The sequence below is a fragment of the Campylobacter sp. US55 genome, from assembly GCF_004378955.1.
GTDB lineage: Bacteria > Campylobacterota > Campylobacteria > Campylobacterales > Campylobacteraceae > Campylobacter_D > Campylobacter_D jejuni.
Map to the genome: position 1 here is coordinate 95,482 of NZ_RYYF01000004.1, position 20,547 is coordinate 116,028.

Genomic DNA, 20,547 nt, shown 5'->3' on the forward strand with positions numbered 1-20,547 from the left:
TTTATCCTTATAAAATTTTTGCTTCTTTTTGAGAAGTTTGAGAACTTAAAATAACGATATCATCACTCTTAAGATCTTCTAAATTTGCTATTTTACCATTTTTTCTGATACAAATAAACTTTTTGCTTTTATTAAAAAAATTCTCATGTTGCAAATAGGCATTTTGCAATTTATCTAATTTTAATTCATTATAACGCATTTGATTTGCCAGTAGATGATTTAATTGCTTTTCTATATTATGGCTTTGTTTTATTTTTTCATCTATTATTTTTGGCAAAGAATTAAATTTGAAAAATTTGCTTAAATTTAAAAGCAAATTTTCATAATTTTGTATTTTATGATTCCAAAGTTGCATTAATTTTTCTTCCATTAAATCCAAACTTTGCTCTATATCCAGCTTAGAATAAAACAAAGTATCTATAGCAGCTGAGGGCGTTGGAGCTCTAAAATCTGCAACAAAATCACTAATAACATAATCAATCTCATGTCCTATGGCTGAAATAATAGGAGTTTTTGCTTTAAAAATCTCTCTTGCTAAATTTTCATCATTAAAACAAAAAAGATCTTCCCTGCTTCCTCCACCACGTGCTATAATAAGAACATCTAAATCCATATCATCGGCTTTTTTTAAAGCTTGTATAAGAGAAAAAGGAGCATTATTTCCTTGAGTTAAAGCATCAAAAATATAAATTTTTGCCAAAAAATATTCTTTGTGATGAATAAGTTTTAGCATATCTTGCAAAGCAGCAGAAGTTTTTGAAGTGATAATGCCTACTTTTTTAGGAAATTTTGGCAAAGATTTTTTAAAGCGTGGATCAAAAAGTCCTTCTTTTTGCAAACGCTCTTTTAAAGCCAAAAACTGTGCTTCCAAATCCCCAAAACCTGCTTTTTTCATACTAGTAGCGATAAATTGATAACGACCGCTTTCAGGATATAAACTCACACTTCCACAAAGCTCTAAAAAATCCCCCACCGCTGGTTTAAACGCGACTTTTAAATTAGCTGCTTTAAACATAGCACAAGCAATGCTTGATCTTTCATCTTTTAAATCAAAATACCAATGCCCTGAACCATGTAAAGTAATTTTTGAAATTTCTCCACTTAAAACTATATCATCAAAATGTGTTTCTAATAAAGCCTTTGCCTTAAGATTTAATTCTGTTGGTGTCATAGTTTTTTTGCTATAAACATTGAACTCACGCCAAAGCTAAAACTTTTATAATCAAGCATTTCAAAACCAGCATTTTTAAGTTCCAAGATGAACTCTTCCTTACTTAAAAATCCCTCAATAGAGTTTGGTAAATACTCATAAGCACTTTTATTTTTACTGATTATCCCACCTATACTTGGTAAAATATTTTTAAGATAAAAATCTCTACAAGCTGCTATAAATCCACCCTTTTCTCTTTTTGTAAATTCCAAAACTACCAAAATACCATCTTTTTGAAGTACTCTAGCAAATTCACTTAAGGCTTTTTGTCTTTCTACAACATTGCGAATGCCATAACTAATGCTTAAAATATCTAAACTTTGACTTTCTAAAGGTAAATTTTGCGCCCCTGCTTCTATAAATTCGACATTTGGAAATTTTTCTTTTGCAACATTTAGCATGCCACTACTTGGATCAATACCTTTAATATTTAAAATATTTTTTTCCATTTTTAAAGCACTCTCTTGCCAAATCTCTATCATATCCCCTGTGCCACAGGCAATATCAGCGATTTTTAAATCTTTTTTTAAATACAAACTCATCACTCTTTGACAAGCTTTTTTGCGCCACGCTACATCAGCTCCAAAGCTTAAAATTCTATTTGCCTTATCATAAGTAGGTGCAATTTGATTAAACATTTCTATAATTTTTTCTTGTTTTTGCATTTTTATCCTTTGTAAATTTTCAAATTTTTACTTGATTTTTTAAGCAATTTGCAAAATTTATTTTTATTATTGATTATTTTCGAAAAAATATTTTTATCCCTATCTTTGCAATATTTTTCATAAAGTTTGTTTAAATTTTTTATCTCTAAAAAACGATAAAAATATTCTAAAAATATTGCCAATTCAAAAAAACTATTTTCAAAAAGCTCTAAATCAAAATTTTTTAGTATATTTTTTCTAAATAAAATAATTTTTTTTCTAAGTTCTAACGCAACAAGTTGTTTAAAAAACCTATCTTTGCAATCGCCTTCATAAAAAGAATTTTCCTTTATGAAAAAATCAAAATCATTAAACAAATCTTGGATTTTTTCATCGCTTAAAAATAGCAATAAATCTTGATTTGAATTTTCACTTGCTAAAATATCTTGAGTTTTTTTCGTTATATCTTTAAACTTTAAAGCCAAAATATTACTCAAATTTTTATCTAAAATAGTATTCATGCTTGATAAAACTATATACAAGCTTCTTGAATAAAATAAAAATTCGCATAAACTTTGCTTATCTTTTCTCTCTAAAGATAAAGTCCAATAAAATTTTAATTTTTTAAATAAATAAAATAAAAAAATTCTAAATCCATCATAAGCATTAATATAATTTGGAAAATCCAAGCTAAAATTCTGATTTTTTTCTATAATTTTAAAACATTTCTCTATATCAAAATTTTGATATTCAAAACCATATAAAACAATATGTTTAGAATTTAAATCATGATGTAATTCTTTTTGAATTTTAAAATCTTTAGGAATTTTAAATTCATTGGAACTATCCAAAGTTGGAAAAAATATTTTTAAAATACAAATTTTAGGCTCTTCATAAATATCAATATAACTTTTTAAAGAGCAAAATTTAAATTCGAAGCGTTCTTTTTTAATACTCTTTCCTATAATCTTTTTTCGAGCTTTTTCAAATTTTTTTTTAGAAATTTTCTCTTCTTGATTCTGTTCTAAAATTGAATTATTAAATTTTGTAATTTTATAAAATTCATTGCAAAAACTTTGAAATTTAACACTATGATTTGAAGTTATTTGAGTATAAAAAGTTTCAAATTTAGAATTTCGAAAAGGTATATTATCTTTTTTTAAATTCTCTAAAAGAGTGCAATCAGATAGTAAAAAGTTTTTTTGAATTTCATAAACCATTAAAATAACCCTTAAAATATATGGGTTATTTTAACCTTATTTTGCTTAATGACACTTTTTGCAACTATCAACATAAGCACAAACAGACAGATGATTGACGAGATTGCCTATCTTTTTTTCTAAATGCTCTTGATATTCATAAAGCTTAGCATCTTTAAAACTTAAATCCTCTATACCACCACATTTGGTGCAAACAACATGAATATGTTCTTCTTCATAAATATCGTAACAAGTTTTTTGATTTAAAACATTGATTTCAACAACTAAACCTTGTTCTTGTAAAGTATTAAGATTTTTATAAACCGTCGCTAAAGAGATTGAAGGGTATTCTTTTTTAATTTCTGTATATAATTCATCAATATTAGGATGCTCATGTCTTTTTAAAATTTTTAAAACACATAGTCTTTGCGGAGTAGCTTTTAACTCATGTTTTTTAAGCATTTGTAGTAATTCCATTTTATTTATTCCTTGCTTTTTTAAGTAAAAATAATAATAAAATTTTTATTAAAAGAAGTTTATATTAAATAATATTTTTTATTATTTAATGATAAAATTTTAAAACTTTTGTCAACAAACTATTGACATCTTTTTCTAGATTTTTTTCCACCTCACTTGTTTTTCCATGTTCAATAAATTTGTCTTCATATTCAAAGCTAACAACTTTTACATGCAAATCATATTTTTGTAAAAAATTATTAATTAAACTTTCTATACCGCCAATTTTAACATTTTCACTAAAAATAAACCAAATTTTACTTTTTTTAGCAAGCTCACACAAAAGCTCTTCATCTAAAGGTTTAGCAAAAATTAAATCAATCAAATTAGCATTATTATTCATTTCTTGCAAGGCTCTTAAGACTTGCCACGCTTTTGCCACACCTTGTCCATAACCTAAAAAAGCAATTTCACTATTATTTTTTACAAGCCATTGTGCCTTACCAAGTTTTATCTCACAAGGATTAAATTCTTTATCCAAAATAAAACTCCCTCTAGGATAACGAAAAGCAATAGGTCCTTGATGTAAATAAGCATACTCCATTATATTTTGCATCATTTGTTCATCTCTTGGGGCTAAAAGAGTGAAATTTGGCAAAGGAGCTAAAAAACTAAGATCAAAAACACCTTGATGCGTCTCCCCATCTTCGCCTACTATCCCTGCTCTATCCATAGCAAAAACCACATTTAAATTCATAATCGCACAATCATGGATCACTTGATCATAAGCACGCTGCAAAAAGGTGCTATATATTGTAATAAAAGGTTTAAATCCTTCTTTTGCCATAGCGGCCATAGAAGTTACTGCATGCTGTTCTGCAATAGCCACATCCCAAAAACGATTTGGATATTTTTCTATAAGCTTATCAAGACCTGTTCCACTTGGCATAGCCGCCGTAACCCCAACAATATTTTCATATTTTGAGGCTAAATCAAGCAAATTCTTAGAAAAAATTTCAGTAGCAGATTTTTTAGTATCACTTTTTTTAACACTCTCTCCACTATCTATATCAAAGGCTCCCACCCCGTGCCATTTAGCATGTTTTCCTTCAGCTAAAGCATAGCCTTTACCCTTTATGGTTTGAGCATGTATCACACAAGGCTTTTGCATAGCTTTTGCTTGTTTTAATGCAGAAATAATTTCACCTAAATTATGTCCATCAATAGGCCCTATATATTCAAGCCCTAATTCTTCAAACAAAAGCCCAGGAGTAATAAGTTTAAAACTCTCTTCAAAACGCTTAGCCATATAAGTAGCACTATCAGGCAATATATCCAACATTTTAGCAATACGCTTTTTAAAACTTTGATAAAACTGCGTTGCCATAGCCTGAGAAAGATACTTTGAAATTGCTCCAATTGGTTTTGAGATACTCATTTCATTATCATTTAAAAGTATTACGCAAGGAAATTTAGAATCACCCAATTCATTTAAAGCCTCATAGGCCATACCCGCACTTAAAGCACCATCTCCAATCAAAGCAACAGGAATACGCTTTTCACCCTTTAAAGCAATGGCCTTACAAGCACCTACTGCCAAAGAAATAGAGGTGCTAGAATGCCCTGCTACAAAATAATCTCCCTCGCTAGGTTTTGTATAACCACTTAGACCATTGATTTGTCTTAAAGTATCAAATATTTCTTCTTTTCCGCTTAAAAGCTTGTGTGTATAAGACTGATGCGACACATCAAAAATAAAAGGATCTTTTTTTGCATCAAAAACCAAATGCATTGCTATACTAAGTTCTACAGCACCCAAATTTGAACTTAAATGCCCACCATTTTTACTCACAACTTGTATGATTTTTTCACGCATAGATACTGCTAAATTTTCTAATTCTTTTAAACTTAGCTTTTCTAACTCTTCTTGAGTATGGGCAAATTTTTTACTCATTATTCACCATTTTTTTAATTTTAGTTAGACGAGAGTTAAGATTGGATTCTATATTGCCTGCGTCACTTATAATAACAACACTTCCTTTGCTAATTGCATCATCAAGACTTATTTTAATATGAGCATTCTGATCAAATTGCTCTTTTAAATACTCATAATCCTCTGCATTAACCTTAAGCTCAATTGCACTAGCACCCTTAAGCTCGCCGATTAAATCTTTGGCCAAAGCATAAGCTATCTTACTTGAATTTAGTTCAAGCTCTTTTAAGATTACTTCTTTAGCGATATCTATAGCAGTATCTGCTAATTCTTTCTCATTTTTTTCTATGAAATTTTCAAGATTTTCGCAAGCATTATCGAGTTTGGCTATACTTTTTAAATACTTATCTTTAAAATCACTCAATTCCTTTTGAAATTCTTCTTTTGCTTTCTCATAACCTTCTTTGGCAAATTTTTCTTTAGCATTTTCAAGTTCTGAATTTAAGCGGTTATTAAATTCATTCTCTTGGCTTTCTATTTGCATTTGAAGTTTAATAATATTGCTTGACATTTCATCTGTTTTTTTAAGCAAATCTTCAACAAAGCTTGGTTGAAATGTTGGAATTTGAGTTTCCATAACAGCTTGCGTAGGGGCAATGGCTTGATTTTCTTCGACTGGTTTTTCATCATTTAAAGATATATTAGCATTTTCTTCATCTGGAGTTTGAGTATGTTTTTTTTCACCTGTATGATTATCAAATTCTGAAATAACTTTAAAACGATATCCTTCAACAACATGCTGATCAGAAGCCCCACCAGAAATTACATTGCTACGATTAACCATCTCTCACCTACTCTATCATTTCATCCGCATCGCCTGTTTGAACAAGACCTTGTTCTGCAAGTTTTTGCACCACTTCAACAACCTTTCTTTGCGCATCTTCAACATCTTTAACACGCACAGCACCCAAAAAACCCATTTCTTCAAGAAAAGCTTCGCTTGCACGCGTAGACATATTGGCTAAGAATTTTTGCTTTAACTCTTCACTTGCACCTTTTAAACCTATCATTAAATCACGCTTATCGGCTACTTTTAAAATTTCTCTTATAGCTTGAGTGCTAAGTTTTTGTATATCATCGAAAGTAAACATAAGCTCTTTAATAGTCTCTGCTAAGCGTTCATCACTTTGTTCAATATAAGTAATGGTTGATTTGCTTGCTTTTTGACCCAAACGATTAAGCACTTCTGCTACCGCTCTTGGGCCGCCCACTTCAACCTTATAAGAGGTAAGACTTTCAAGCTTGCTTTCTAACACTGCAGAAACTCTTTTAATAATACTTGGAGAAATATCGCCAAGATTTGCCATTCTTATAACCACCTCAGCCCTTAATTCATCACTAAAATACTCTAAAGTTTCTGCCGCATGAATAGAATCCATGTGTGCCAAAATAAGAGCGATGGTTTGTGGGTGCTCTTTGGTAATAAAGTCTGCAAGTTGCTGTGGTTTAATTTGTGCCAAATAAGCAAAATTTTGATTATTCTCCATACTTTTAGTAAGTTTTTCAAGAATTTTATTTGCAATCTCTGGCCCAAAAGTACGAAAAAGTATTTCTTTAGCATATTCCAAACCACCACTTTTAATATATTGATTTGATTGAAGCAGAGTGTAAAATTCTTCTAAAACCGCAGTAGCTACAGATCTATCAACATTTTTAGCCATAGCAATATAACGTGAAATTTCTGTAATTACATCAATTTCCATATGTGAAAACACAGAAGTTGTTGCATCTTCGCCAAGTTGTATAAGAAATATCGCTACCTTCTCAGGCATCGATAAATCATCATAGACCATTTTTTGTTCTTCACTTAGCTTTATCATCACATATCCTTTTCGCCAAATTCGCTATCATTTTGAATTAAGTTTTGCAAAAGTGCAGCAATTTCCTCACTTTTATCACTTACCAAACCACGCAATTTTTCAAGTAAAACCTCATACTGGATAGAATCTTCATTGAAGTTATCCCCAAAACCAAGTTGTTCTTCAACTTTCTTCCTTGCTGCATTCATTTTTTCCAAAGTATCTTCAACATCATCTAAAACAGCATTTGGACCTTGCTGCATTTCTTCTTGCGCTGCGACATCTTCAAGCATTTTTTGAGTAAATGGAGCAATGACTTTTTTGTAAAAAATAAAAAGTAAAATCGCTGCAATAAAATACTTAACCGGCGGAATAAATGGCTCAACAAAACGATTGTAAAAAGTTTTAACTTTACTCTCAACTCTAATCGACTCACGATGAAATGGCAAATTTTGCACTACAACACTATCACCTCTAGTAGCGCTAAAATTAATAGTATTTTTAACTATACTCTCAACACTTGCAAGCTCTTCTTTAGTCAATGGGACATATTCACTTTTCACATCCCCATTTTCATCAACCACATCTTGATATTTTCCATCTATAGTAACAGCTGCTGAAGTGCGTAAAACTGTTGCAAATTGTTTTTTGGTATTTGTGATAGTTTTAGAAAGTTCATTATTTGTAGTAACTTGATTTTTTTTATAAGTGTCAATTTGACCTTTATTGTCAAGTCCTTCAACAGGACCTATATTAGAAACAGCACCTGGAACACCCTGAATTTCTGGATCTTTTCTACCTGTTCTTTCTTCGTTTAAAGTCTGCTCACTACGCACTATAGGATTTGGATCATAAATTTCACTTTGAGATTCTTGCTTGGAAAAATCAAAATCTATATTTACACTCACTTTTACTTTATCCATACCACCTGCAAAAGGAGCTAAATTTTCTATAATCTTATCTTCTAAAGCTTTTTCTTGATCACTTTTAAATTTAATTTGCGCACGAACTAAGTCATCTTCATATGCTTCTTGCTCATCTAAAGGCACACCACTTTGATCACTAATCTTAACATTTTCTTTAGTAAGTTTTGGAACTGCCGCTGAAACAATATTTTTTATACCATCAATTTGTTTTCTAGTAAGCTTTAAGCCTTCGCGAACATTAACAACAACTGAAGCTGTAGGCGGAATTTGCCTTTCAGTAAAAACACTATCTTTAGGAAATGCTATGTGTACAACAGCGCTACGAATAGGTTCTAAAGTCTCAATAGTTCTTGCAAGTTCGCCTTCTATGGCTCTTTGGTATTTTACCTTTTGCTCTTCATTTGTAGCTCCAAAAGCTTGAGTATCAAAAGCTTCAAAACCCACGCGACTATCTTTTATAAGACCTTCGCTTGCAATAAACATTCTTTGACGATAAACCTGATCTTGTGGAACTAAAATTTTATTTTCACTTTCTAATTTATAGGGAATATTATTTTGTTCAAGTTTAGCTACAATTGCAGCAGAAGAACTTGGGCTTACATTTTCAACTAAAACTGCATATCCATTATTTGCATTACTACCACTTCCACGAAATAAAGCTAAAAAAACCAAAAACCCAACCACTACTACAATAGATGCAGCAATCACTATACGCTGCTTGCGAGTTAAATTTTGATAAAGTTGCCCAATTTGATGAAGCATATTTTTAAAATCCATTAATTCTCATCCCTTAGTTTAGCGAATTTTGCATATTTTTATTTGATTTATCTATCTTAAAATCTTATCAAATTCTGTAAAAAATTTTTCATTTTCATAAGATGTTCCTATAGTAATGCGTATAGCATTTAAACCATAGCTTTTTAAATTTCTTATTATTATACCCTTTTTAAGCAATTTTTCAGACAAATCTGTACTATTTTTTTCATCAAAAAAATAAGTGATGAAATTTGTATAACTATCAATGATTTTAATATCATATTTTTTAGCAAATTCTTTATAAAGCTCCATTTGAGAAAAATTATTCTCTAAAGTTTTTTTAGTAAATTCATCATCATCTATTGCTGCAACTGCTGCTTTTAAAGCAAGATTACTCACATTAAAAGGTGCACGAAGCTTGTAAAATGCACTAATAATATTAGCATTAGCTATACCATAACCAATGCGTAAGCCTCCTAATCCATAAAGTTTAGAAAAAGTTCCTAAATAAAGTACATTGTCAAATTCTTTAATCAATTCACAAGGTTTTAAATGTTTTTTGCTATCTTTAAAACTTGCAAATTCATTATAAGCTGCATCAATCACAACTAAACAATCCTCATCTACACCTTTAATAAACTTGGTCACTTCACTTGCATCCAAACACTCGCCTAAAGGATTGTTTGGTAAGCATAAGAAAATGAGTTTAATTTCATCTTTGTGTGCTTCATAAAGCTTTTTAAACTCATTTAAATCATGAGTAATGCTTTGAGTTTTATAGCACTTTGCACCGCATTGTTTGGCATAAATTTCATACATAGCAAAGGTAACTCCAGCTTGCAAAAAAGCATTTTTAGAATTTAACTTAGCATGTATAGCAAATTCAATCACTTGATCACTACCTGCACCAATGATAATATTTTCATTTTGAACTTTATATTTTTGAGCCAATGTGCTTTTAAGTTCTATCATACTATCATCAGGGTAAAGATGAGCTTTGTTTGCATTTTGTCTTAAACATTCTATGGCTTTTGGTGGTGTACCAAAAGGATTTTCATTACTTGCTAATTTCATCACTTCTTTAACGCCATATTCTTTAGCAATAACTTCTATATCTTTGCCAGGTTCATAATTGCTTAAATGATTTAAAAATTCATTAAATTTCATCTTTTTCTCCTGATAAATAAGATCCAAGCCAAACAATCTCTTGTATATCTTTTAAGGCTTTTTTTACATTTTCATCATCAATATGCCCTTCAAAATCTATATAAAAACTGTGTAAAAATTCTTTTGATTTTACAGGACGAGATTCAAGCTTAGTAAGATTAATATTTTCTTTTTTAAACTGCTCTAATAAAAAGCTAAGCCCCCCAGGTTTATGTGCTGTGTGTGCTAAAATAGAAGTTTTACAATTTGGCATTTTAGGATTTTTAATATCGCTTAAAATTAAAAATCTTGTTTTATTGGCTGCATTATCTTCTATTTTATCAAAAAGTACGGGCACATTATAAAGTTTAGCCGCTATTTTAGAACAAATTGCTGCTGCATATTTATCTTGCGAAGCTAGGTAAGCTGCATTAGCTGTAGATTTTGAAGGAACAAATTCTATAGCACTAAGTTCATGACTTTCTAAAAATTTACGACATTGATTATAACCTTGCGGATGCGAATAAATGCGTTTGATTTCTTTTAAATTTTCATTAATTCCTACAAAAGAATGATGAATATCCATATAAATTTCGCCAAAAATTTTAAGCTCATTATACTTACCTAGACAATCTAAAGTAATGCCCACTGCACCTTCGGTATTATTTTCTATAGGTACAACACCGTATTTTGCTTCTTTGTTGCTTAACTCTTTAAAAACATCTTCGATATTGGCCAAGGCTATATAACGACTCATCGCACCAAAACGACTTCTTGCTGCTTGATGCGTATAAGTTCCTTCAGGCCCTAAATAAGCTACAATTTGAGGCATTTCTAAATTTCTTGAAACTGCAAAAATTTCTTGATAAATTGCCTCTATGGCATTTTGATCTAAAAGTCCTAAATTTGCATTTTTTAAACGATTGATAATGGCTCTTTCACGCTCAGGACGATAAATACTTCCCCCACTACTTTGTTTAAGCTCACCTATACTTTTAACATAAGTCATTCTTTCATTTAAAAGATCTAAAATTTTATCATCAACCGCATCGATTTTATTTCTAAATTCTTCTAAATTTGGCATTTTAGATCCTTTAAAAACTCAAAAACACTAGGGTAAACTCCATCAAGCAAATCCGTATCAAGCCCTTTTGTGTCGCTTATCTTGCCGCTTAAAACTAGCAAGGTTTTCATGCCAAGTTCTTTTGCCTTAAGCAAGTCACCCCTAAAATCATCACTAATGATTTTAATATCTTCAAAATCGATTTTTGAATTTTGTCTTCTTATCAAATTTAAAGCTTCTTTATAAAAAACAATGCTAGGCTTACCCACAACCTCGTATTCAAAATCAATAGCATTTTTAAGCATAGCCATAATGCTACCTACACCAGGATAAGGCCTACCATCTTTTTTATAAATACTAGTTTCGTGCATAGCTATAAATCTAACTTCTCTTTTAGCCAATTCTATCATAGTGGCAAAATCTTTAAATTTAAAATCATCATAACTAGCCACAAGCACAGCACTAGGATTTACAAAATCGAGCTCAAAACCAAGATTTTCAAGACTTTTTACAAACTCATCTGCACCAAAAGCCGCAACTTTACAAGGTCTTAAAAGGTGTTTTAAAACGCTGAAAGGATCAATATAAGCATTTTCTTTTATAGCCAATCCTTTTTGCTGTAATTTTTCTAAAAAATCAAGTTTTTTTGTATTGTTAGTAATGATAAGATAAGGAAGATTTTTTGCATTTAAAAAATCAATCAATTCTTTAGCACCATGGATTAAAGATTTATCATGATCAGAAATTAAAGTCCCTTGAACATCTAAAAAAAACATTTTAAGCCTTTAAAAATTTCTCTTCTAAAGCGATTTGATCTTCAAAATTTTCTCTTTGACGGATCAATCTTACCTGTCCTTCTTCAAGGGCTAATTCGCAAGCTTTATTACGAGTATTGTAATTACTACTCATACTAAAACCATAAGCTCCAGTATTTTTAATAACCATTATATCGCCGCTTTGAGTGCTAGGTAAAGACCTTGCTTTAGCAAAAAAGTCTCCACTCTCACAAATTCCACCTACAACATCACATAAACTCTCTTGAGCTTGATTATAAGGTAAGATTATTTCATGATAAGCCTCGTATAAACTTGGGCGTATAAGATCATTCATCGCTCCATCTACTACAACAAAACGCTTGGTTTTATTTTGTTTTTCATAAAGCACTGAACAAACAAATTCTCCACTTTTAGCAACTAAATACCTTCCAGGCTCCATTCCTATGGTTAAATCAAGCCCATGAAGTTGTGCTAATATACCTTGTGCATAATTATAAAGATCAGGTTCACACTCATCTTTTTCATAAGCTACACCCAAACCACCGCCTATATCAAAAAATTTAAGGTCGATTTGCAAGGCTTTTAACTCTCTTACAAGTTTTGCAACAATGCCTGCTGCTTCATGAATGGGAGAAATATCTAAAAGTTGCGAACCTATATGAAAATGCACTCCAACGGGCTCTAAAAAAGATGAATTTTTTGCATAAAGATACATTTTTCTTGCTATATCAATTTCAACACCAAATTTATTTTCATTTAATCCTGTAGAAATATAAGGGTGAGTTTTTGCATCAACATTTGGATTAACACGGATACTGATTCTTGCCTTTAGATTAAGTTCTTTAGCCACACTTTCTAAAAGCATCATTTCAGCTTCGCTTTCAAGGTTAATATATAAAATATCATATTCTAAAGCTTGTCTTAACTCTTCTTTGGTTTTTCCTACTCCACTAAAAATAATCTTATAAGCTTTTGCTCCTGCTTTTAAGGCACGCTTTACCTCGCCTATACTTACACAATCAAATCCACTATCTAAATTTGCGAGCATTTGCAACAAACTTAAATTTGAATTGGCTTTTACAGCGTAAAAAATTTGAGATTTTCTAGCCTTAAAAGCCTCTTTGAGATTTAAAAAACGCTCTTTTATGAAATCAAAATTGTAAATATAAAAAGGAGTATTAAATTCTTGCTTTAATTGTTTATAATCCATATTTAACCTTTAATTTTTATAATTTTACTACACAAAGTTTAATTTATCGATGCTTATAATACATATAAGCACTTAAACAACCCAAAATTATAATAGGCACTACAATGCCAATTTCACTTGCAATCACACTATTTTCGCTTAATCTAGTAAGCAAAAACAAGACTCCCCAAATCATCAAAGTCACTACAAAAGCTATAAAAGTTACAAAAGCAAGATTAAAAAATCTTGCTATTACAGGAAAAAAATAATACATAATAAGCATTAAAAATGGTGCAAAAAAAGGAGTAAAAACAAATTTATAAAGATTGATTTTAAGAGCATCTGTATTGACATTTTGCGCCTTAAAAAGCTCAAAACTTTCAAGTGCGTCAGATATTGAATAATCACTATTACTAGCAACCCCTTCTATAATCTTTGGTTTAAAACCCTCAAGTGATTTAAGCTCGAAGAAATCTTGTATCTTTAAACCATCATTAGCAAGTTCATAATTTTTAGGTAATAATGTAATATTACCATCTCGCAAAATCCAACTTTCACCCTCAAAATGGGCATTTTTAGCACTTACAAAAGAGCTTAAATTTAAATCATTGATATTAAAAATTTTTATATTTTGAGCACTATTTTGTCCATTGTTTATCTTTGAAATATAAACAAAATTATTGTTAAATTTCAAAAACACTTCTCCACTTTGATTCATAATAGTGCCATTTTTTAAAATATTTCTCTTATAATCATTTGCATAAGCAAAAGAAGTAAAATTCAATCCTATATAAATACAACAAAAAAATAAAGCCCATAAAAAAGGAAATAAAATAACATAATTTCTGCTCAGTCCTAACGCATAAAGACTTACAAATTCATTTGCTCTGATCATAGAAATCAAAGAAACTACCAAAGCAAAAATCAAAGAAATGGGTAATACATAAGGCACTGCCGAGAAAGATAAAAACATAACATAAAGCAAATCAAGATTTGCGGCTTTTGGTAGATCTTTAAAATTTAAGAGCAAATCAATACCGCAATAAAAACCAAGCAAAGAAAAAAATATAATAAAAAAAATTTTTAAATAAATCCCTGAAATAAAACGAAAAAATATCCACATCTTAAGCCTTTAGGCTGTATTTGGATGATATAGCAGACAAATCATCATTTTCAATAAGCTCAAGCAAAGCTTTTTTTGTATGCTCTAAAACTTTGCTTAAAGTTATTTCTTCTTCGGATTTAAATTTACCTAAAACATGGGAAATCACATTTTCACCCTTTCCCACTCCTATACGCACTCTTTCATAATCATTTCCACATAAAGTATCTATGCTTTTAAGCCCATTATGTCCACCACTTGAACCGCCTTTTTTAAAGCGCAAGGCTCCTAAATTTATATCTATATCATCATGGATAACTATCATTCTTTCGCATTTATAAAAATCATTCACTGCTTTTACACTAAGTCCTGAATTATTCATATAAGTGCTAGGTTTAAGAAGAATTAAAGAAGAACCTATTTTAAAAAGTTCTCCTTTAAATTTAGAGTTTGTAAGATTTGTAAAATTGCTTTCTTTTAAAAGCAAGTCAATTAGCATAAAACCGACATTATGACGGGTATTTTCATACTCTACGCCTATATTGCCAAGCCCTACGACTAAAATCATCTAGCTTTTTCTACACCTACAACCGCTACTCTATCAGCATCAATCATAGTTACTCCCGCAGGAACTACAATATCACGAACTAGTAAAGCATCACCCACATCAAGTTTACTTACATCAAGTTCGAAGAAATTTGGTAAATTTTCAGCTGCACATTTTACTTTTAATCTTCTTTTTGATTGGATTAAAACACCTTTATTTTTAAGACCTATAGCTGTTCCTGTGATTTTAACTGGAACCATGTATTTAGAAATCACACCTTTTTGCGCAACTTTTAAATCCACATGTTTAAGTTCTGCAGTTACAGGATCTTTTTGATAATCCACAACTACAACACTTAAAGTTTGAGAACCTACTTTTACATCAAAAATTAAAGTAGTTTTTTTACGAACTTCCTTAATAAACTCATTTACTTTAAAAGCGGCATTGATGTTTTCTAATCCTTTTCCATAGATGTTTGCGATTAGATAACCATCTCTTTTTAAAGCTTTAGCAGCTTTTCTACCGATACTCTCTCTAACGATACCTTCTAACATCTTTTGTCCTTTCTTAAAAATGAGCTTTGATTATATCTAATTTTGGCTTATGGAAAAGTAAATTTATAGCTTCTTTTAATTTCTTTAAGATATAATTTGTTTTATAAATTATGTTAATTTAAGGCTTCATGTGAATGAAAAATTCAATATCAATATAGCTTGGTTTTTAATAATCTTAGGCGGGATTATAGAATGTTTTTGGGTAAGTGGACTTAAGTATTCTACAGAAATTTGGCACTATATTTTAACAGCCATTGGGGTTTGTATTTCTTTTACTTGTTTTTTAAAAGCTTGTGAAAGACTTGAAGTAAGCATTGCTTATAGTGTTTTTGTAGGCATTGGCACTATAGGAGTGGTTTTAAATGAAATGTTTATTTTTAATGAGGCTGTTTCTATAGTTAAACTTGTGCTTATAGCGATTTTACTTTTAAGCATTATAGCCCTTAAATGGGTAAGCAAGGAAGCTTAAACATGGAATGGTTTTATTTGTTTTTAGCTACTACTTGTGAAATTTTTGGCGTGGCGATCATGAAAGAACTTGTAAATACTAAAAATAAGCTTTATCTTTTGGCTTTGATAGTGTGCTTTGGGTTTTCTTTTACTTTTTTAAGCTTAAGTATGCAAAATATCGCTATGAGTGTTGCTTATGCTATATGGACAGGAGCTGGAACCGCTGGTGGGGCAATGATAGGAGTGCTTTTTTATAAAGAAAGTAAAAGTTTTTTAAAACTTTTTTTAATCGCTGTGATTATTGCTTGTACAGTGGGTTTAAAATTTCTTTCTTGAGGATTTTTTGTGCAAATTTATGTAAGTGGAATACATACTGATGTAGGAAAAACACATTTTAGCGCAGTTTTTTGTGCGAATTTTAACTATGATTATTTTAAACTCATTCAAGCAGGAACTCCAACAGATAGCGAGTTTATTGCAAAATTTAGCCCAAAAACAAAGATTTTTAAAGAAGGTATTTTTTTGCAAACTCCAGCTTCCCCTCATCTTGGAAAAATCAAAGAAAAGCTTGATTATAAAGCCTTAGATATCATTTTACCAAAAAGTGAGAACCTACTTATTGAGCTTGCGGGTGGGCTTTTTTCTCCTATGGATGAAAATTACACTATGATTGATTTTATGAATATTTTTAAACACCCTACGATTTTAGTAGCAAAATACTATCTTGGAAGCATTAATCATATTTTACTTAGCATTGAAGCTTTAAAGCAAAGAAATATCAATATTTTAGCCCTTGTGATGATGGGCAAAAAAGATACCTTTCAAGATGATTTTATAAAAAATTATGCAAAAATTCCCATAATTAATCTTGATTTTTTTGATGAAAATAGCATTTTAAATAAAGATTTTAAAGAGCAAATGCAAGAAATTTTGCAACTTAAAATTTCTTAAAAATTTGTTCTAAACTCTCTACTACATAAACGATTTGTTCTTTTGTGATGATGTAAGGAGGCATAAAATAAATCGTATTTGCTAAAGGTCTTAAAAGCAAACCTTTTTCTAAGGCTTTTTGAAATACAAAAAGTCCCACACGTTCGTATTTAGAGCTTAAAATATCAAAAGCACTGATCATTCCACAAGTTCTAAAATTTCCTAAAAAATCAAATTTTTTAAGTTTTAAAAATTCTTGCTGGATAAAGGCACTTAAAATTTGATTTTTTACTAAAATATTTTCATCCTCAAAGATATCTAAAACCGCATTTGCTGCGGCGCAAGCTAAGGTATTTCCCGTATAGCTATGAGAATGTAAAAAAGCCTTTTGGCTTTCATAAGTATCATAAAAAGCATTATAAATTTCATCTCTTGTAAGCACTACAGAAAGTGGCATAAATCCACCCGTGATCCCTTTTGAAAGGCAGATAAAATCGGGGCTTTGTTTGCATTGATGTAAGGCAAACAAAGTGCCTGTGCGTCCAAAACCTACCGCAATTTCATCAAAAATCACTTGCACTCCAAATTTATGGCAAAGCTTTATGGCCTCATCAATAAACCCTGCTTCATACATATGCATATTTCCTGCACATTGCACCAAGGGTTCAAGTATAAAAGCACAAATTTCACTTGCATTTTTTTCTAAAATATCTTTTAAAATTTCAAGCTCTTTAGTATAGTCTTTACCTTGTGGCACAGGCGTGCTTAAACACTCTAAAAGCAAAGCTTTGTAAGTATCTTTATAAAGCGCTACATCTCCTACACTTAAGGCTCCTAAGGTTTCGCCATGATAAGAATTGCTTAAAGATAAAAATTTACTTTTTTTCACTCCCTTATTTAAATGATAATGAAAACTCATCTTAAGTGCTACTTCAATAGCACTTGAGCCATTATCTGCATAAAAACATTTGTTAAAATTCCTGCCTACTTTTTCGCAAAGTCTTGCAGAAAGCTTGATGATGGGCTCATGTGTAAAGCCTGCTAAGATCACATGCTCTAGCTCATCAACTTGTTTTTTAATGGCATTTGTGATTTTTTCATTACAATGACCAAAAAGATTGACCCACCAAGAACTCACACAATCCATATAAGCCTTATCATCAAAATCATAAAGCCATACGCCTTTTGCTTTTTTTATAGGGATTAAAGGTAGGGTTTCGTGATCTTTCATTTGTGTACAAGGGTGCCAAATGTGTTTTAAATCGAGATTTTTTAAGATTTGATTTTGCATTATAACTTCTTTTTTAAAAATATTTTGGCAAAATAATACTTTAAATTTTTAAATTTACAGGAAAAAAATGAAGCTTGAAAAAATTTTGCAAGATCTAGAGCAAAATCACAATCTAAGAACTCTAACGCCTTTAAAACATGAAAATAAATTTGTTTATAAGCAAGATCAAAAACTTTTAAATTTAGCAGGAAATGATTATCTTTATTTGGCGTCTTCTAAAGAGTTAAAAGCTGAGTTTTTAAACACCCTAAAAGAACAAGATTTGTTTTTTTCAAGTTCGAGTTCAAGAAGTTTGAGTGGAAATTTTGAAATTTATGAAGAATTAGAAAGTTTTTTAAAGACTAAATTTAAAGATAAGGAAATTTTACATTTTAATAGTGGCTATCATTTAAATATCTCTTGCATAGCAGCACTTTCTAGCGTTTCTAAGACGCTTTTTTTAGCTGATAAATTTATTCATGCAAGTATGATTGATGGCTTAAGACTTGGTAGAGCTGATTTTTTTCGTTTTCACCATAAAGATATAAATCATTTAGAGAGTTTAATCCAAAAACATTATGAAAATTATGAAAATATCATCGTTTTAAGCGAAGCTTTATTTAGTATGGATGGAGATTTTAGCGATTTTAAAACTTTGTGTGAGCTTAAAAAACGTTATGATAAAATTAAGCTTTATATAGATGAAGCACACAGCGTGGGTTGTTTTGATAAAGAGGGTTTGGGGCTTATTAAAAAACTAGCCTTAGAAAATGAAGTGGATTTTTTGGTTTTTACCTTTGGAAAAGCCCTTGCTTCCATAGGTGCTTGTATGATATGTGATGAAAAATATAAAAAATTTTTCATCAACAAAGCTAGAGCTTTTATTTATTCTACAGCCTTGCCGCCTATTAATGTAGCTTGGACACAATTTATTTTTAAAAAAATACCTTGTTTTAAGAAAGAAAGAGAAAAATTAGAACTTTTAAGCACTTTTTTTAAAAGTAAATTGCAAGAAAAAAATCACACTGTTTTAGGCGATGCTTATATCATTTGCTTGCTTTTAGGTGAAAATAAAAAAGCCTTAGAAATTTCACAAAAACTCCAAAAAGCTGGATTTTTTGCTCCTGCGATCAAAGAACCTACTGTGCCAAAAAATACAGCTAGAATTCGTTTTTCTTTGCACGCAGGACTTAACACAGAAGAACTTGAAAGGATAATAGAGCTTTTATGAAATATGAATTTTTATGTAAAAATCCTGATTCAAAAAAACTTATAGTGGTATTTGGAGGGTTTGCTTCACATCCTAGTCATTTTTCGCATTTAAAAAGCAATAAAAATGTGATTTTATTTTATGATTATGAAAATTTTGATTTAAATTTTGATTTCAAAGCTTTTGATGAACTTTTTTTAATCGCTTTTTCTATGGGAGTTTGCGTAGCAAATAGACTTTTAAAAGAGCTTCATTTTAAACAAAAAATAGCCATAAATGGCACAAATTTAGGCATAGATAAATTAAAAGGAATTCATTCTACAATTTTTAAAAAAACCCTGCAAAATTTTAAATTAAAATATTTTAAAGAAGTTTTATTTGAAGAACGCAAAAGCTTAGCCAAAGATTTTATTTTTAAAGATGAAAAATCTTTGAAAATAGAGCTTGAAAAACTTTTTGACTTTGCTTTAACAAAACAAGAAGAAAATTTGCTTTGGGATAAGGTTTATTCAAGTAAAGAAGATGAAATTTTTCCACCAAATGCCTTGAAAAATAGTTTTAAAAATTTGATTTTTTTAGATGAACCGCATTTTGCTTTTTTTCATTTTAAAACTTGGGATGAGCTTTGAATTTTTTAAAAGCAAAAGATTATGAAAAACATGCAAAAGTGCAAGATTTTATGGGTTTAAAACTTTGTGAAATTTTAAAAGATTTAAAAATTTCACATTTTGAAAAAGTATTTGAATTTGGTTGTGGTAGGGGTGAATTTAGCAAAAAACTTCAAAATTTCATTACTTTTAATGAGTATTTAAAAAACGATATTTTAAACTTTAAAGAAAATTCTAATATTTTAATTTTTGATATGAATGAAATTGCAAAACAAGATTTAAGTAAAGAGAAATTTGATCTTATTGTTTCAAATGCAACTTTGCAATGGCTTGATTTAAAACGCATTATACCAAGTCTTAGAAATATGCTAAATCAAAATGGAATTTTACTTCTTTCTACTTTTGCAAAACAAAATTTAAAAGAAATCAAACAAAGTACGGGTTTTGGTTTAAATTATTTTAGCTTAAATGAATTAGAGCAAATTTTTAAAGTCTATTTTGATGAAGTAAAAATCACTCAAGAACTCATAGAATTAAGCTTTAATAATACTTTAGATGTTTTCAGGCATTTAAAATTAAGCGGGGTAAATTCTTTAGGATTTTATCCTTTAAATAAAAGTTTTTTAAAAGAATTTGAAGAAAAATTTCAAAACAAACTCACTTATCATCCTGTATTTATTTTATGCAAAAATGATATAAAATGAATTTTTTGTGTTATA

22 protein-coding genes are annotated in these 20,547 nt (G+C 29.9%); 6 read left to right on the forward strand and 16 right to left on the reverse strand.

The features are described 5' to 3' along the window. Positions 1–7 precede the first annotated feature (7 nt). From xseA to ELQ07_RS04075, 15 genes are all read right to left on the reverse strand, one after another. Positions 8–1,171 carry an exodeoxyribonuclease VII large subunit gene (xseA, locus tag ELQ07_RS04005; RefSeq protein ID WP_134224766.1) on the reverse strand — a complete coding sequence of 388 codons (1,164 nt, stop codon included), beginning with the start codon at positions 1,169–1,171 and terminating at the stop codon, positions 8–10. Further along, positions 1,168–1,875 carry a bifunctional demethylmenaquinone methyltransferase/2-methoxy-6-polyprenyl-1,4-benzoquinol methylase UbiE gene (gene ubiE / locus ELQ07_RS04010; protein WP_002872421.1) on the reverse strand — a complete coding sequence of 236 codons (708 nt, stop codon included), beginning with the start codon at positions 1,873–1,875 and terminating at the stop codon, positions 1,168–1,170. Before ubiE ends, xseA begins: the two co-directional genes overlap by 4 nt. Before the next feature lie 2 nt (positions 1,876–1,877). Continuing rightward, positions 1,878–3,074 (reverse strand): hypothetical protein, encoded by a 1,197-nt coding sequence (locus ELQ07_RS04015; protein WP_002892855.1) that lies wholly within the window; start codon positions 3,072–3,074, stop codon positions 1,878–1,880. 45 nt (positions 3,075–3,119) lie between these two features. Further along, entirely contained in the window at positions 3,120–3,530 is a 411-nt protein-coding gene (gene perR, locus ELQ07_RS04020; RefSeq protein WP_002876900.1) for a peroxide-responsive transcriptional repressor PerR, read from the reverse strand. Between the two features lie 85 nt (positions 3,531–3,615). After that, the gene (dxs, locus tag ELQ07_RS04025; RefSeq protein WP_070316710.1) at positions 3,616–5,463 is read right to left on the reverse strand and encodes a 1-deoxy-D-xylulose-5-phosphate synthase; all 1,848 of its coding nucleotides are present in this window, start codon (positions 5,461–5,463) and stop codon (positions 3,616–3,618) included. Then, positions 5,456–6,286, reverse strand: coding sequence for a flagellar assembly protein FliH (fliH, locus tag ELQ07_RS04030; protein WP_002876898.1), 831 nt, complete (start codon positions 6,284–6,286; stop codon positions 5,456–5,458). Before fliH ends, dxs begins: the two co-directional genes overlap by 8 nt. 7 nt (positions 6,287–6,293) lie before the next feature. Continuing rightward, a complete protein-coding gene (gene fliG, locus ELQ07_RS04035) occupies positions 6,294–7,322 on the reverse strand; it encodes a flagellar motor switch protein FliG (RefSeq protein ID WP_002854670.1) in 1,029 nt (342 codons plus the stop codon). Next, positions 7,322–9,004, reverse strand: a complete 1,683-nt coding sequence (fliF, locus tag ELQ07_RS04040) for a flagellar basal-body MS-ring/collar protein FliF (protein WP_070316709.1) — start codon at positions 9,002–9,004, stop codon at positions 7,322–7,324. Before fliF ends, fliG begins: the two co-directional genes overlap by 1 nt. Before the next feature lie 51 nt (positions 9,005–9,055). Beyond that, on the reverse strand, positions 9,056–10,150 hold the full coding sequence (gene hisC / locus ELQ07_RS04045; RefSeq protein WP_134224767.1) for a histidinol-phosphate transaminase: 1,095 nt from the start codon (positions 10,148–10,150) through the stop codon (positions 9,056–9,058). Next, positions 10,140–11,213 (reverse strand): prephenate dehydratase, encoded by a 1,074-nt coding sequence (pheA, locus tag ELQ07_RS04050; protein WP_126393744.1) that lies wholly within the window; start codon positions 11,211–11,213, stop codon positions 10,140–10,142. Before pheA ends, hisC begins: the two co-directional genes overlap by 11 nt. After that, positions 11,201–11,968 (reverse strand): HAD-IIA family hydrolase, encoded by a 768-nt coding sequence (locus tag ELQ07_RS04055; protein ID WP_088303851.1) that lies wholly within the window; start codon positions 11,966–11,968, stop codon positions 11,201–11,203. Before ELQ07_RS04055 ends, pheA begins: the two co-directional genes overlap by 13 nt. 1 nt (position 11,969) lies before the next feature. Next, positions 11,970–13,178, reverse strand: coding sequence for a diaminopimelate decarboxylase (gene lysA / locus ELQ07_RS04060; RefSeq protein ID WP_134224768.1), 1,209 nt, complete (start codon positions 13,176–13,178; stop codon positions 11,970–11,972). Between the two features lie 43 nt (positions 13,179–13,221). Further along, a complete protein-coding gene (locus ELQ07_RS04065; protein ID WP_134224769.1) occupies positions 13,222–14,280 on the reverse strand; it encodes an LptF/LptG family permease in 1,059 nt (352 codons plus the stop codon). A 1-nt stretch (position 14,281) separates the two neighbouring features. Then, positions 14,282–14,827: an aminoacyl-tRNA hydrolase gene (pth, locus tag ELQ07_RS04070; RefSeq protein ID WP_070316701.1), complete on the reverse strand. Its 546-nt coding sequence runs from the start codon at positions 14,825–14,827 to the stop codon at positions 14,282–14,284. Then, a complete protein-coding gene (locus ELQ07_RS04075) occupies positions 14,824–15,360 on the reverse strand; it encodes a 50S ribosomal protein L25/general stress protein Ctc (RefSeq protein ID WP_002791314.1) in 537 nt (178 codons plus the stop codon). The genes pth and ELQ07_RS04075 overlap by 4 nt, the downstream gene beginning before the upstream one ends. Positions 15,361–15,490: 130 nt before the next feature. Here ELQ07_RS04075 and ELQ07_RS04080 point away from each other — a divergent pair, with 130 nt between their 5' ends. The 3 genes from ELQ07_RS04080 to bioD are packed head-to-tail and all read left to right on the forward strand — an operon-like array spanning position 15,491 to position 16,761. Continuing rightward, the gene (locus tag ELQ07_RS04080; protein ID WP_134224770.1) at positions 15,491–15,829 is read left to right on the forward strand and encodes a multidrug efflux SMR transporter; all 339 of its coding nucleotides are present in this window, start codon (positions 15,491–15,493) and stop codon (positions 15,827–15,829) included. Positions 15,830–15,831: 2 nt separating this feature from the next. After that, positions 15,832–16,146 (forward strand): multidrug efflux SMR transporter, encoded by a 315-nt coding sequence (locus tag ELQ07_RS04085; protein ID WP_134224771.1) that lies wholly within the window; start codon positions 15,832–15,834, stop codon positions 16,144–16,146. 9 nt (positions 16,147–16,155) lie between these two features. Further along, positions 16,156–16,761, forward strand: a complete 606-nt coding sequence (bioD, locus tag ELQ07_RS04090; protein WP_134224772.1) for an ATP-dependent dethiobiotin synthetase BioD — start codon at positions 16,156–16,158, stop codon at positions 16,759–16,761. On the opposite strand, the gene ELQ07_RS04095 is transcribed toward bioD, so the two are convergent. Then, on the reverse strand, positions 16,748–18,031 hold the full coding sequence (locus ELQ07_RS04095) for an adenosylmethionine--8-amino-7-oxononanoate transaminase (RefSeq protein ID WP_134224773.1): 1,284 nt from the start codon (positions 18,029–18,031) through the stop codon (positions 16,748–16,750). The genes bioD and ELQ07_RS04095 overlap by 14 nt on opposite strands. A gap of 67 nt (positions 18,032–18,098) precedes the next feature. On the opposite strand from ELQ07_RS04095, the gene ELQ07_RS04100 reads away from it, so the two are divergent. From ELQ07_RS04100 to bioC, 3 genes are read left to right on the forward strand one after another with little or no spacing between them, the layout of a single operon-like run. Further along, positions 18,099–19,241 (forward strand): pyridoxal phosphate-dependent aminotransferase family protein, encoded by a 1,143-nt coding sequence (locus tag ELQ07_RS04100; RefSeq protein WP_088303856.1) that lies wholly within the window; start codon positions 18,099–18,101, stop codon positions 19,239–19,241. Next, the gene (locus ELQ07_RS04105) at positions 19,238–19,849 is read left to right on the forward strand and encodes a pimeloyl-ACP methyl esterase BioG family protein (protein WP_088303857.1); all 612 of its coding nucleotides are present in this window, start codon (positions 19,238–19,240) and stop codon (positions 19,847–19,849) included. Before ELQ07_RS04100 ends, ELQ07_RS04105 begins: the two co-directional genes overlap by 4 nt. Further along, positions 19,846–20,532 carry a malonyl-ACP O-methyltransferase BioC gene (bioC, locus tag ELQ07_RS04110; RefSeq protein WP_002936890.1) on the forward strand — a complete coding sequence of 229 codons (687 nt, stop codon included), beginning with the start codon at positions 19,846–19,848 and terminating at the stop codon, positions 20,530–20,532. Before ELQ07_RS04105 ends, bioC begins: the two co-directional genes overlap by 4 nt. The last annotated feature ends 15 nt before the right edge of the window (positions 20,533–20,547 follow it).

Excerpts from the sequence above, each read along its gene's own strand:
- xseA (WP_134224766.1), bottom strand. The coding sequence starts at position 1,171 with ATGACACCAACAGAATTAAATCTTAAGGCAAAGGCTTTATTAGAAACA.
- ubiE (WP_002872421.1), bottom strand. The coding sequence starts at position 1,875 with ATGCAAAAACAAGAAAAAATTATAGAAATGTTTAATCAAATTGCACCT.
- ELQ07_RS04015 (WP_002892855.1), bottom strand. The coding sequence starts at position 3,074 with ATGGTTTATGAAATTCAAAAAAACTTTTTACTATCTGATTGCACTCTT.
- perR (WP_002876900.1), bottom strand. The coding sequence starts at position 3,530 with ATGGAATTACTACAAATGCTTAAAAAACATGAGTTAAAAGCTACTCCG.
- dxs (WP_070316710.1), bottom strand. The coding sequence starts at position 5,463 with ATGAGTAAAAAATTTGCCCATACTCAAGAAGAGTTAGAAAAGCTAAGT.
- fliH (WP_002876898.1), bottom strand. The coding sequence starts at position 6,286 with ATGGTTAATCGTAGCAATGTAATTTCTGGTGGGGCTTCTGATCAGCAT.
- fliG (WP_002854670.1), bottom strand. The coding sequence starts at position 7,322 with ATGATAAAGCTAAGTGAAGAACAAAAAATGGTCTATGATGATTTATCG.
- fliF (WP_070316709.1), bottom strand. The coding sequence starts at position 9,004 with ATGGATTTTAAAAATATGCTTCATCAAATTGGGCAACTTTATCAAAAT.
- hisC (WP_134224767.1), bottom strand. The coding sequence starts at position 10,150 with ATGAAATTTAATGAATTTTTAAATCATTTAAGCAATTATGAACCTGGC.
- pheA (WP_126393744.1), bottom strand. The coding sequence starts at position 11,213 with ATGCCAAATTTAGAAGAATTTAGAAATAAAATCGATGCGGTTGATGAT.
- ELQ07_RS04055 (WP_088303851.1), bottom strand. The coding sequence starts at position 11,968 with ATGTTTTTTTTAGATGTTCAAGGGACTTTAATTTCTGATCATGATAAA.
- lysA (WP_134224768.1), bottom strand. The coding sequence starts at position 13,178 with ATGGATTATAAACAATTAAAGCAAGAATTTAATACTCCTTTTTATATT.
- ELQ07_RS04065 (WP_134224769.1), bottom strand. The coding sequence starts at position 14,280 with ATGTGGATATTTTTTCGTTTTATTTCAGGGATTTATTTAAAAATTTTT.
- pth (WP_070316701.1), bottom strand. The coding sequence starts at position 14,827 with ATGATTTTAGTCGTAGGGCTTGGCAATATAGGCGTAGAGTATGAAAAT.
- ELQ07_RS04075 (WP_002791314.1), bottom strand. The coding sequence starts at position 15,360 with ATGTTAGAAGGTATCGTTAGAGAGAGTATCGGTAGAAAAGCTGCTAAA.
- ELQ07_RS04085 (WP_134224771.1), top strand. The coding sequence starts at position 15,832 with ATGGAATGGTTTTATTTGTTTTTAGCTACTACTTGTGAAATTTTTGGC.
- ELQ07_RS04095 (WP_134224773.1), bottom strand. The coding sequence starts at position 18,031 with ATGCAAAATCAAATCTTAAAAAATCTCGATTTAAAACACATTTGGCAC.
- ELQ07_RS04100 (WP_088303856.1), top strand. The coding sequence starts at position 18,099 with ATGAAGCTTGAAAAAATTTTGCAAGATCTAGAGCAAAATCACAATCTA.
- ELQ07_RS04105 (WP_088303857.1), top strand. The coding sequence starts at position 19,238 with ATGAAATATGAATTTTTATGTAAAAATCCTGATTCAAAAAAACTTATA.